Below are 13,569 nucleotides of genomic sequence, written 5' to 3'. Positions count from 1 at the left end.
GTAATCTTCATTAACTTCATTTTCAGTCATGAATTTTTTTTCAATAAAGCTTTTTAAAATCTCTCCTATTTCTTCAATTTTTTTCTTTTCTTGTTTTTTATAAAATAGAAAAAAAACAATAGTTAAAGACAATATAAGAATATATGTAATCAATTATCTAATCCTCCCAGTTTTTAAATCTTTCTTCTAAAGATGTATTTGTAGTTTGTGTTTCTAAATTTTTTCTATTCCAAAGTAAAATATTAGAAACAGGACTAGAATTAAAATTTTGTATAGTGTTTTTTAATTCTAAAGGAGAACTAATATTAATTATTTTAGATGAAAATTCATAATTTGTATTATCTAAATTTTCTTTTCCATTTCCAACAAAAATAATTAAACTATTTTTATTAACTTTAAATCCTGAGAAAATTTTTGATGGAGTAAAAATAACTGAATCAAAAGAATTAGAATTATTTAGATTGTTAGTAAAAATTGCATTATTTGTTGCAGTATCCTTATTTGTAGAAATATAAGTATAAACAAAGTTACTTTTTATTGCTTTTAAATTTTTAATTAAAGATGTTCTGGTAAGTAGAGTATTTTCCATAAGATTTAATTTGTCTAGTTCTGTATATGAATAATTTTTATTATATAATTTTTCATTATTATTAATTTTTAAAAGTAAAAAATACTGTTCATTTAAAACCTTTTGAATATCTCCACCATTATTAGGAGTAGAAATTTTAAAAGAGGACAATTTAGTTAATTCATTTTCAGTTAAATCACTGGCATTTTTCATTGCAAGAGCTTCTTGATCAATCCAACCATTATCTAAAAGATTATTTAAGTCAAACTCCATATTTTTAGGGATTAAAAGATTAATCATACTAAGATCAGCAGAGTTCATTGAATTTAGCTGAGAATTAAGTTCTTTAAAAAACTGTATTTTATTACTATAAGTATTTGGATACTTAAATGATATTAGATTGAAATTATATTTCCCTTGTGCCATTGCACTTTTAAAAGTAATGTTTGATCCCAAATCTTTACGAGGAGAATATTCTCCACATCCCATAAGAGATAGTAAAGATATAAGTAATGCTATTTTTTTCATATTTATATCATCTCCTTAATTTTCTTAGCTAACCAGTTAGGAATAGTTTTACTTAGCTCTTCCTCTGATGTATTTTTAATTCTTGCAACAGAACCAAAAGTTTTTAGAAGTAGTTCTCTTCTTTTTGTGCCTATTCCAGGAATCTTATCAAGTTCACTAGATATAACTCTTTTGCTTCTAAGTTTTCTGTGGTATGTAATTCCAAAACGGTGTGCTTCATCTCTTACTCTTTGTAAAATTTTAAGAGCCTCATCACTTTTAGAGAAAACATATGGAAGAGGATTTCCATATTTAAAAATCTCTTCCTCTCTTTTAGCTATACTTATAAGATCAGCAATATTATCTTTCCCAAGATTTTCTAAAATTTGTCCTACAGCATTAATTTGTCCAAGTCCACCATCAATTAAAATGGCATCAGGAAAATCAATAGTATCTAATTTACCATATCTTCTTTCTATAACTTCTCTCATCATTTGAAAATCATCAGGAGTATCTTTACATTGAATTTTAAATTTTCTGTAATCTTTTGTAGATTTTCTACCTTCTACTGAAACACTCATAGATGCAACAGCATCTTTTCCTTGAATATTTGAAATATCAAAACACTCAATTTTTAGTGGAAAACGATTTAATTCTAAATTATAGTAAAGATCTTTTAAGCCTTGTTCTACAATGTTTTGTTTGTTGTAAAAGTTTTCGATATCTTTTTCTAAATTGTTTAATCCCATTTCTAAAAGTTCTAATCTTCTAGATTTTATTTTAGGAAAAAATAGGTTAATTTTTTTATTAAAAACTTGTTCAAATAAAGTGATTAAATTTTCATGATAAGATTGAAACTCATTTTGAAGAATTATATTTTTAGGTAGTGGGAATTTAGAGTAATATCTTAAAATAGTTTCTTGGAAAATATCTGAATAAATAATGTCTTTTAAATCAATAAATAGAAAAGTCTTACCTAATATTTTTCCAGCTCGAACATTTAATACACAAATAAATACTTTATTTTTTGTATGTGAAAATGTGAAAATATCCTCATCAATATCTTTTCCGTATTCAGAGATTTGTCCATGAATATTATTTTCAATCTCTTGTTTTTGTTCTCTTAAAATAATAGCTTTTTCAAACTCCATATTTTCTGCAGATTCAATCATCTGTTTATTGAGTGAAGTTATAATCTCTTTTGTATTTCCTTTTAAAATTTCAAGAGTATCATTTAACTCCTTTTCATAAGATAAAGATTTATTAATACAGGGTCCTTTACAAAGTTCCATATGATATTTTAAGCAAGGACGAGAGTAAGTTTTGCTCATATCTCTATTACAATCTCGAAATTTGTAAATTTTAGTTAGTATTTTTTTTAAATTCCAAGCTCCCTGAGGAAATGGTCCAAAATAATATCCAAGGGATAAATTTAGTTTTTTCGTTGTTCTTATTATAGAGATCTTTGGAAAATCCTCTTTTGTAACTAAAATATACGGATATGTTTTTTCATCTTTTAGATTAATATTGTATTTTGGAGAGTATTTTTTTATTAAATTATTCTCTAAAATCAAAGCGTCAGTTTCACTATTACAAATAATAAAATCAAGGTCATCAATATTTTTAACTAACTCTTTAGTTTTTTCATCCTCATGCTCTTTTGTAAAATATGAGGAAACTCGATTTGCTAAATTTTTAGCTTTCCCAACATAAATAACTTTATTATTTTTTTTCATAAGATATACCCCAGGATTAGTTGGAATATCTTTGTTAAATAGAGTGATCATATTTACCAGTTTCCTCTTTCAAACTCTCTATGAGTTACTCTAACGTTTAAATCTTTAAACTCTTTTAGATCAGCTGCAAGTTTTCTTGTGAAAGAAACTGAACGGTGTTTTCCACCACTACAACCAATTCCAATTGTAACATGTCTTTTTTCATCTGCAATATATCCTGGGATCATAAAGAAAATAAGATCTTTTATTTTGTTATACAGTTCAATAGATTGAGAAAATCCCATAACATAATTATAAACTTCAGCTTCTAGACCTGTTTTCTCTCTAAGTTGTGGAAGATAATAAGGGTTTGGGACAGTTCTAACATCAAAAACTAAATCTGAATCAATTGGAACTCCATGTTTAAAACCGAAAGATTGAATGTGAATATTAATAAGGTTAGTATGAGAAAAATTGTTAGCCTCTTCCTCAATTTTTCGAGAAAGTTCTTTAGCACTTAAAAAAGTGGTGTCTATTATCATATGAGCATTATTTTTAATAGAATCCATAAGTGTCATTTCAGACTCTATACTTTGGAGTAGAGTATCCTTTGCTAAAGGGTGTTTTCTACGAGTTAGATTAAATCTATTTAAAATACACTGGATAGATGATTCTAAAAAGATGATTTTATATTTAATACTAAGAGCTTCTACTTGTGAGAAGAAAGTTTTAAAATCATCATTATTAATAATTGTTCTAATATCTAATCCAAGAGCAATTCTATTTATTTTTTTATTAGAATTAGATTTTTTTAAGTCTGCTAAAATAGAACCTGCAAAACGAAAAGGAATATTATCCATTGTAAAGAAATCTAAATCTTCTAAAGTTTTAAGAGCAGTGGATTTTCCAGAACCACTTAAACCTGTTAAAATAATAAGTTCCATAGTCCCTCCTTAAGTTTTCTTTTCATCTATTATACAATAATAAAAAACAAAATTATATAAAAATATAAAAATGAGCTACAGAATTAACTGTAACTCATTTATGAGAAAACTAAATTATTTTATTCCAAATTTTTTCATGTCATTTTCAACAGTATCAATACCACTAATACCAAAATTTTCAACTAAAACTTTTACAACATTTTCTGATAAAAATCCAGGTAAAGTTGGTCCTAAGTGAATATTTTTTACTCCTAAATAAAGAAGTGCAAGTAAAACAATGACAGCTTTTTGCTCATACCAAGCGATATTATATGTTATTGGTAAATCGTTAATATCATCAAGACCAAAGGCATCTTTTAAAGCTAAAGCGATAACAACAAGAGAGTAAGAATCATTACATTGTCCAGCATCTAAAACTCTAGGGATTCCACCAATATCTCCTAGATTAAGTTTATTATATTTATATTTAGCACATCCAGCTGTTAATATAACTGAATCCATAGGAAGGGCTTTGGCAAAGTCAGTATAGTAGTTTCTAGAAGTTGATCTACCGTCACATCCAGCCATAACCACGAAGTTTTTAATAGCTCCAGATTTAACAGCATCAATAACTTTATCAGCAAGAGCAAGTACTTGATTGTGAGCAAATCCACCAATTATTTTTCCACTTTCAATTTCAGTTGGAGGAGTACATTTTTTAGCCATCTCTATAACTTGAGAAAAATCTTTTTTACCATTTTCATCTCTTTCAATTCTAGTCCAACCAGGGAAACCAGTGGCGTTAGTTGTAAAGACTCTATTACTATATGTATTTTTTCCACTTGGAGGAACTATACAGTTTGTTGTGAAAACAATGGGACCATTAAATGATTCAAACTCCTCTTTTTGTTTCCACCAAGCATTTCCATAATTTCCAAAGAAATGAGGATACTCTTTAAATTTTGGATAATAGTGACCAGGAAGCATTTCAGAGTGAGTATAAATATCAACACCAGAATTAGCAGATTGCTCTAAAAGATCTTCTAAATCCTTTAAATCATGACCACTAATTAGGATTCCAGGTCTATTTCCAACACCAATATTAACTTCTGTAATTTCTGGATTTCCATATTTAGATGTATTGGCATTATCAAGTAAAGCCATAGCTTTAACTCCAAATTCACCACATTGTAAAACAAGAGGGATAAGCTCGTTAATACCTAAAGATTCATCTACTGTAGCAAGTAGAGCGTTTTCTATAAAAGTAAAAATAGTAGGATCTTCTTTACCTAAGTTTTGAGCATGTTCAACATAAGCAGCCATACCTTTTAGTCCATAAGTAAGTAGTTCTCTTAAAGATCTAATATCCTCATTTTCAGTTCTTAAAACTCCAATATTTTTACTAACTTTTTCTAAATCTTCAATAGTTGAAAACTCATATGTTGCCAGCTCTAAATTCTCATAAGAGTTATTAAGAGAAATGCTATTTTTGATTAGTTCTTTTTTTAATTCATCTCTTAAGATGAATCCTTTTTTTATCTCATTAACAATGGCTTCGTCATCAAAGTTAGCATTTGTAATTGTAATAAATAAAGAGTTTATAATAAATCTATTTGCTTTTGATTCTAAGTTATATGTAATTTTATTTTCTTTTAGTTGAGAGTTATAACTTGATATTAATTTTGTTGTCCAAATAAGTAAATCTTGAAAGTTAGATACCTTTGGATTTTTTCCACAAACTCCCATAATATTGCACCCTGTACCTTTAGCAGTTTCTTGACATTGATAGCAAAACATATAATACCTCCGTTAAATTTATTCTATGGAAATAGTATACACTTAATATAATAAAAAAACCGTAACATAGGTTACGGTTTGAAAAAATTAAAAAACTATTTTATCAATACTATCTCTAATTAAATTTAAATCAATAAATCTAAATTCTTCAAGCTCAACTTCTTTTAACTTGTTAACTGGAGTAAATTCAATATTCTTAGCAATGTCTAAAACACCATTAATTAAGTTTATTGAATGAGAATTATCAGATAATATACTTCTACTAATTAAAATTGTTTTAAAAGGATTATCTTTGTTTTCTAGATTATATAGAATAGGGTCACTTAAAAGCCTATAACCTTCATCACATCTATTTTTTATAAAATGTAAAATCTCTTTAAAAGAACTAAACTCTAAAAATATAACTTGATCTGTTTCTTGATAAAAATTAAAAACTTTATTATTATTTGTAATAATTGTATACTCCATAAAACCCCTCCATCTTAAAAAAATCAATACTTATATTACAACTAAAATGTAAATATAGCAATAGCAAAAAAAATAAAATTTGACAACAACTAAAAAATAGTATATAATCCATCTCAGAGCAAAAATAGAGGAGGGTGAAAGTAAATGATTAAAAGTGTAACAAAAGTTAGAAAAAAGAAAAAAAATAGTTCACTTTTCAATTCAGTTATTTCATCTTTTATAGATATATTTATTTATATTAATTTATTATTTAATTTTAATATTTATATAAAAAAGGGAGTATGACATTGTTATATTCCCTTTTTTTATGCAAAATTTTAGGAGGTTCTAAGTGAAAGGAAAATTAATTCTAGAGAATGGGATGAGTTTTGAGGGGAAAATATTTGGAGAGTTAGGGGAAGGTGTAGGAGAACTTGTATTTAATACAGGAATGACTGGATATCAAGAGCTTTTAACAGATCCATCATATTATGGACAAATAGTAGTTATGACATATCCAATGGTTGGAAATTATGGAATTAACTTAGAGGATATGGAATCTAAAAAAATACATTTAAAAGGATTTATAATAAAAGAGGATGCAAAACTTCCTAATAATTTTAGATGTGAAATGACTTTAGACGGATTCTTAAGACAAAATAAGGTTGTAGGATTTAAAGGGGTAGATACAAGACACTTAACAAAGATAATAAGAGAAGAGGGAGCTATGAAGGCTTTAATAACTTCAAAAGAGTTAACTCAAAAAGAGATAAAAGAACATTTTGCTAAATTTGATAATAAAGATGCAGTGGAAATTGTAAGTACAAAAGAGATATATGAAATTCCAGGAGATGGAAAAAGAATTGGAGTTATAGATTTTGGAGTAAAGAAAAATATATTAAGATGTTTTAAGAAAAGAGGAGTTCATCAAATAGTTTTTCCTTGGAATGTAACTGCAGAAGAGTTATTAGCTCATAACTTAGATGGAGTATTCTTATCAAACGGACCAGGAGATCCTGCAGAACTTACAGGAGTAATAGATGAAATAAAAAAATTAGTTGGGAAATTACCAATTGTTGGAATTTGTTTAGGGCATCAACTTCTAGCGTGGGCTTTAGGGGGAACAACAACTAAGTTAAAATATGGACATAGAGGATGTAACCATCCAGTTAAAGATTTAGAGAAAAATAAGATATTTATAACATCTCAAAATCATGGATATGTTGTAGACAAAATGCCAGAATCAATGAAAGTAACACACGTTAACTTAAATGATAATTCAATTGAGGGAATGAGAAGTGAAAAATATAGAATATTATGTGTGCAATACCATCCAGAAGCTTGGCCAGGACCAGAAGATTCTGAGTATTTATTTGATGACTTTTTACAAGTAATAGAAGGTTAATTGTTTGGTAAATTTTAAAAGAGTTAGGGAATTTTAGGAGGAGTTAAATGTTAGATAAATCGATAAAGAAAACACTAGTAATAGGATCAGGACCAATTATAATAGGACAAGCAGCAGAGTTTGACTATTCAGGAACACAAGCTTGTGAAACACTTAAAAAAGAGGGAATAGAAGTTGTACTAATAAATTCAAATCCTGCTACAATAATGACAGATAAATCTGTAGCAGATAAAATATATATAGAACCAATTACAGCAGAGTTTGTTGAAAAGGTTATAGCAAAGGAAAGACCAGATTCTATTCTTGCAGGAATGGGTGGACAAACAGCTTTAAATATGGCAATTGAATTAAATGATAAAGGAATTTTAGAAAAATATAATGTAAAAGTAATAGGAACATCTATTGACTCTATAAAAAGAGGAGAGGATAGAAAATTATTTAGAGAAGCCATGGATAAAATCGGAGAGCCTACAATAGAGAGTAAAATTGTAGAAACTCAAGAGGATGGATTCAGAGTAGCAAGAGAGATTGGTTATCCAGTAGTAGTAAGACCTGCTTATACACTTGGAGGAACTGGAGGGGGAATAGCAGATAATCCTCAAGAACTAGAGGATATACTGTTAAAAGGATTAAAGCTTTCAAGAGTTGGACAAGTTTTAATTGAAAAATCAATCTTAGGTTGGAAAGAGGTTGAGTATGAAGTAATAAGAGATAAAGATGGAAACTGTATAACAGTTTGTAATATGGAAAATATTGATCCAGTTGGAATTCATACAGGAGATTCAATAGTAGTGGCTCCATCACAAACTTTATCTGATAAAGAGTATCAAATGCTTAGAACTTCAGCATTAAGAATAATAAATGAAATTGGAGTAGTTGGAGGATGTAACGTTCAGTTTGCTCTTCATCCAAAATCTTTTGAATATGCAATAATAGAGATTAATCCAAGAGTATCAAGATCATCTGCACTAGCTTCAAAGGCAACAGGTTATCCAATTGCAAGAGTTGCAACTAGATTATCACTTGGTTATACATTAGATGAAGTTATAAATGAAGTAACTGGAAAAACATTTGCATGTTTTGAACCAGCTCTTGACTATATAGTAGTAAAGATACCTAAGTGGCCATTTGATAAGTTTAAAAAAGCTAACAAAAGACTTGGAACAAAAATGATGGCAACTGGTGAGATTATGGCAATAGGAAATAATTTTGAAGCAGCCTTCTTAAAAGGACTAAGATCCCTTGAAATTGGAAGATATAACCTTGAGCATCCAGCAGTTGAGAATATGACCATGGAAGAGTTAAAAGAGGTTGTTGTAAAGCCAGATGATGAAAGAATATTCATAGTAGCTGAAATGCTTAGAAGAGGATATGTAAAAGAGAAGTTACAAAAGCTAACTGGAATAGATAAGTTCTTTATGGAAAAACTAGAATGGATAGTTAGACAAGAAGAGATAATGAAGAAAATGGAACTTAAAGATTTAGATGAAAAGTTCTTAAGAAATATGAAGAAAAAAGGATTTGCAGATAAGGGAATAGCAGATCTTATGAACTTAAGCGAAGAGGATATTAGAGGAAAGAGAAAAGAGTATAATGTAAATCCAGTATATAAAATGGTAGATACTTGTGCAGGAGAGTTTGCTGCAGATTCAACTTACTTCTACTCAACATATGATCAGTTTGATGAAGTTGCAACAACTGATAAGAAAAAAGTAATAGTTATTGGTTCTGGACCAATAAGAATAGGTCAAGGAATAGAGTTTGACTACTGTACAGTTCATTCAATAAAAACTTTAAGAAAAATGGGAATTGAAAGTATTATTATAAATAATAACCCAGAAACAGTATCAACAGATTTTTCAACAGCAGATAGACTTTACTTTGAACCTTTAGTAACAGAGGATGTTATGAGTATTATTGATAAGGAGAATCCAGAAGGAGTAATAATTCAATTTGGTGGACAAACAGCAATAAAACTTGCAAATGATTTAAGAGATAGAGGAATTAAAATATTAGGAACTTCTGCAGAAATGGTAGATGCTGCTGAGGATAGAGAAAAATTTGAAGCTGTTATGGAAAAATTAGATATTAAGAGACCTAAAGGTAAAGCAGTTTGGGAGATCGAATCTGGTAAGAAAATAGCAGAGGAAGTAAAATATCCAGTTTTAGTAAGACCATCATATGTTTTAGGTGGACAGGGAATGGAAATTTGTCATGATGAATACAATCTTGTAAAATACTTAGAGGCTTCATTTATAAGAGATCCAGAAAATCCAGTTTTAATAGATAAGTATTTAAATGGAATTGAAGTTGAAGTTGATGCTATCTGTGATGGCGAGGAGATTTTAATACCAGGAGTAATGGAGCACTTAGAAAGAGCAGGAATTCACTCAGGAGACTCAATAACAATATATCCTCCACAAAACTTATATGAAGGTACAGAAGAAAAAATAAAAGAGATTACAGCTAAATTAGCAAAAGAGTTAAATATAAAAGGAATGATGAATATTCAGTTTATAGCTTATGAAAATGAGCTGTATGTAATTGAAGTAAATCCAAGATCTTCAAGAACTGTACCTTACATAGCTAAAATATCTGGTGTGCCAGTTATAGATATAGCTACAAAGGTAATAATGGGGGAGAAATTAAAGGATTTAGGATTTGGAACAGGAATTTATAAAAAACCATCAGTTGTAGCTGTAAAAGTGCCAGTATTCTCAACAGAGAAGTTATCTGGAGTAGAGGTTTCATTGGGACCAGAAATGAAATCAACTGGAGAGGTTTTAGGAGTAGGGAATACAGCTGATGAGGCAATATTCAAAGGATTGTTAGGTGGAGGAAGAGTTCAAAGTGTAAGAAATAAAAAGATTCTTCTGACAATAAGAGATAAGGATAAAGATGAGTTTTTACCTGTAGTAAAATCACTTAAGAATTTAGATTGTGAACTGTTTGCAACAGCAGGAACAGCAAAATATTTAAATGAAAATGGAATTGAAGCTACAGTGGTAAGAAAGATAAATGAAGAATCACCAAATATCTTAGACTTATTAAAAAATAGAGATGTAGATCTTCTAATAAATACACCTACAAAAGCAAATGATGCTCAAAGAGATGGATTTAAAATAAGAAGAACAGCAATAGAGTATGGAGTAGAAGTACTAACTTCAATAGACACACTAAATGCAGTAATAAGAGTACAAGAATTAAATGTTGATAAGATGGATTTAGATATATTTGATATTGGTCAAATATAAAATATCTTGACAAAAGTTTCAAAAAGATATATTCTAGTAAAAAAGAATAGCTCAATCAGTTTAGCTGAGAGGGAGTAGTTGTAAGTATAGTGTCAACATCACGATTTGAAAAAATCTGGTACTATACACCTATAAAAAGGTAACAAGACTTTTAGCGTAGTAAATCTACGCTAAAAGTCTTTTTTTTTGAAAAAATCAGGAGGAAAAATGAAAAAAGAAAAAATTTATTCTAAGAAATTAGAGGTATTATTTGAAGAGTTTAAAACAACGGGGGATGGCTTGAGCTCTACTGAGATAGAAAGACTCAAAGAACAGTATGGAGAAAACAAGCTAAATGAAGGGGAGAAACAAACACCTTTAAAAATATTTTTAGAGCAATTTAAAGATTTTCTTGTAATTATTTTAATCATTGCAGCAGCTATATCTTTTATTTCTGGAAATAAAGAGAGTACAATTGTAATATTAGCTGTAATTTCAATGAACGCTATTTTGGGAACAGTTCAACAGATAAAAGCAGAGAAATCTTTAGAAAGTTTAAAAAAAATGTCATCTCCAAAAGCTACAGTTATGAGAGATGGAGAGAAAAAAGAGATAGACTCAAGTGAACTTCTGCCAGGAGATATAGTTTATATTGAGGCTGGAGATATTATTCCAAGTGATGCTAGAGTAATAGAATCTTACTCTTTAATGGTAAATGAAAGTTCTTTAACAGGAGAATCTGAAAGTGTTGAAAAAGTATCAAATAGAATGCCGGAAGAGGATTTAGCTCTAGGAGATCAAAAAAATATGGTCTTTTCAGGAAGTTTGGTAACTTATGGTAGAGGAGTAATATTAATAACAGCAATTGGTATGAAAACAGAACTTGGGAAAATAGCTTCTTTACTTGATTCAACAGAAGAAGGAATGACACCTTTACAAAAATCGCTTGAAGTTTTTGGTAAAAAATTATCACTGGGTATAATTATACTCTGCATAGTTGTATTTTTAATGAGTGTTTGGAGAGGGATGAACATACTTGACTCTTTAATGTTTGCAGTGGCTTTAGCTGTAGCAGCAATTCCAGAAGCACTAGGATCAATAGTAACAATAGTTTTAGCCATAGGAACACAAAAGATGGCAAAGGAACATGCTATAATTAAAAAACTTCATTCAGTGGAATCTTTAGGGTGTGTTTCAGTTATTTGTTCAGATAAAACAGGAACATTAACACAAAATAAAATGACTGTAAAAAACCTATTTGTAGGACTGAAAAATGTAGATATTAATAATTTTAATTGTGAAAATTCTCTTGAGAGACAGATACTAGAGTATTCTATGCTTTGTAATGATGCTGTTATATCAAATGGAGAGGAAATAGGAGATCCAACGGAGGTTGCTCTTATAAAATTAGGAAAAAGATTGGAAAAAAGTGAGTGTCAATTAAGAAAAGAGGTTAAAAGACTTAAAGAATTACCTTTTGATTCTGAGAGAAAGATGATGTCAACACTTCATAAAATATATGGGAAATACTATATGATTACTAAGGGAGCTCCTGATGTAATTTTAAATAAAAGTGTAAAAGTATTACTAGAAAATGATGAGATAAAAGATATAAGCTCTCATACAATGGAGAAAATAAAAAAGGCTAATGGAGATTATGCAGAAAAAGGTCTTAGAGTACTAGCCTTTGCAATAAAAGAGATTAATAGTGATAGAGAAATCCTTTTAGAGGATGAGAAAGATTTTACACTGATTGGTTTAATTAGTATGATAGACCCTCCAAGAGAGGAGTCAAAAGAAGCGGTAGCAGAGTGTATAAAAGCTGGGATAAAACCTGTTATGATAACAGGGGACTATAAGGTTACAGCAAAGGCTATAGCAAAAGAGATTGGAATATATAAAGATGGAGATGAAACTTTAAATGGTGTCGAAATAGAAGCTATGACAGATGAGGAGTTAATAAAACATGTTCCTAAAATATCTGTATATGCAAGAGTATCACCTGAACATAAGATAAGAATAGTTTCAGCTTGGCAAAAGTTAGGAAAAATATGTGCTATGACAGGAGATGGAGTAAATGATGCTCCAGCATTAAAAAAAGCGGATGTTGGAATTGCTATGGGAATTACTGGAACAGAGGTATCAAAAGATGCAGCATCAATGATATTAACAGATGATAATTTTTCAACAATAGTAAAATCAATAGTTACAGGGAGAAATTTGTATGCAAATATAAAAAATTCAATAAGATTTTTATTGTCAGGAAATACAGCAGGAATTTTTGCAGTATTTTATTCATCATTAATGGGGCTTCCAGTTATATTTGCTCCAGTTCATTTATTATTTATTAATTTATTAACAGATAGTTTACCAGCAATAGCAATAGGAATGGAACCTTCTCATAGTGACGTTTTAAATGATAAGCCAAGAGAGGCAACAGCGCCACTATTAGATAAGGAGTTAACAGGAAGAATTGCTATGGAAGGAGCCTTAATAGCTGTATTTACAATGATAGCTTTCTATTTGGGATTGAGTAAAGGTGATGCTGGACTTGGAAGTACGATGGCTTTTTCAACACTGTGTTTAGCAAGACTTTTTCATGGATTTAATTGTAGAGGAAATGGATCAGTTTTCAAACTAGGATTTAAAAAGAATATGTTTAGTATATATGCATTCTTATTAGGAGCAATACTTCTTTATGCAGTCCTTTTAGTTCCTACTTTTTATTCGATGTTTGCTATAACTAAACCATCAATGGTTAATTTTATAGAAATTAATATTCTTGCTTTTATTCCAACGTTAATAATTCAAATTTTAAAAGCTAAAAAATATGGAAGATAAAAAAACAGCCTTTAATTAGGCTGATTTTTTTTAATATACAAAAAATAAAAAAACACTCATTAAAGAGTGTTATAATCAAATGGTGCCTAGAAAAGGATTCGAACCTTCGACCGCCCGGGTATGAACCGGGTGC

General features: G+C 29.2%; 9 protein-coding genes. 4 read left to right on the top strand and 5 right to left on the bottom strand.

Features of this window, described 5'->3' with window-relative positions; all coding sequences use genetic code 11:
* Positions 1 to 157: 157 nt before the first annotated feature.
* From Q0V09_RS03150 to Q0V09_RS03130, 5 genes are all read right to left on the bottom strand, one after another.
* On the bottom strand, positions 158 to 1,096 hold the full coding sequence (locus Q0V09_RS03150; protein WP_297404761.1) for a hypothetical protein: 939 nt from the start codon (positions 1,094 to 1,096) through the stop codon (positions 158 to 160).
* A 2-nt stretch (positions 1,097 to 1,098) separates the two neighbouring features.
* A complete protein-coding gene (gene uvrC, locus Q0V09_RS03145; protein ID WP_297404763.1) occupies positions 1,099 to 2,862 on the bottom strand; it encodes an excinuclease ABC subunit UvrC in 1,764 nt (587 codons plus the stop codon).
* A gap of 2 nt (positions 2,863 to 2,864) precedes the next feature.
* Positions 2,865 to 3,734, bottom strand: coding sequence for an RNase adapter RapZ (gene rapZ / locus Q0V09_RS03140; RefSeq protein ID WP_297404765.1), 870 nt, complete (start codon positions 3,732 to 3,734; stop codon positions 2,865 to 2,867).
* Between the two features lie 114 nt (positions 3,735 to 3,848).
* Positions 3,849 to 5,510, bottom strand: a complete 1,662-nt coding sequence (gene hcp / locus Q0V09_RS03135) for a hydroxylamine reductase (protein WP_297487112.1) — start codon at positions 5,508 to 5,510, stop codon at positions 3,849 to 3,851.
* Positions 5,511 to 5,597: 87 nt separating this feature from the next.
* Entirely contained in the window at positions 5,598 to 5,978 is a 381-nt protein-coding gene (locus Q0V09_RS03130) for a GrdX family protein (protein WP_297404769.1), read from the bottom strand.
* 144 nt (positions 5,979 to 6,122) lie between these two features.
* Here Q0V09_RS03130 and Q0V09_RS03125 point away from each other — a divergent pair, with 144 nt between their 5' ends.
* From Q0V09_RS03125 to Q0V09_RS03110, 4 genes are all read left to right on the top strand, one after another.
* On the top strand, positions 6,123 to 6,263 hold the full coding sequence (locus tag Q0V09_RS03125; RefSeq protein ID WP_297404770.1) for a hypothetical protein: 141 nt from the start codon (positions 6,123 to 6,125) through the stop codon (positions 6,261 to 6,263).
* 46 nt (positions 6,264 to 6,309) lie between these two features.
* Positions 6,310 to 7,362 carry a glutamine-hydrolyzing carbamoyl-phosphate synthase small subunit gene (gene carA, locus Q0V09_RS03120; protein WP_297404771.1) on the top strand — a complete coding sequence of 351 codons (1,053 nt, stop codon included), beginning with the start codon at positions 6,310 to 6,312 and terminating at the stop codon, positions 7,360 to 7,362.
* 47 nt (positions 7,363 to 7,409) lie between these two features.
* Positions 7,410 to 10,616 carry a carbamoyl-phosphate synthase large subunit gene (gene carB / locus Q0V09_RS03115; RefSeq protein WP_297404773.1) on the top strand — a complete coding sequence of 1,069 codons (3,207 nt, stop codon included), beginning with the start codon at positions 7,410 to 7,412 and terminating at the stop codon, positions 10,614 to 10,616.
* A gap of 207 nt (positions 10,617 to 10,823) precedes the next feature.
* Positions 10,824 to 13,436 carry a cation-translocating P-type ATPase gene (locus tag Q0V09_RS03110; RefSeq protein WP_297487108.1) on the top strand — a complete coding sequence of 871 codons (2,613 nt, stop codon included), beginning with the start codon at positions 10,824 to 10,826 and terminating at the stop codon, positions 13,434 to 13,436.
* Positions 13,437 to 13,569 lie beyond the last annotated feature (133 nt).

The organism is uncultured Cetobacterium sp. (assembly GCF_947039425.1).
Taxonomy (GTDB): domain Bacteria; phylum Fusobacteriota; class Fusobacteriia; order Fusobacteriales; family Fusobacteriaceae; genus Cetobacterium_A.
Note: the sequence above shows the minus strand (reverse complement) of the source record. Positions and strands in the feature narration are given on the sequence as shown.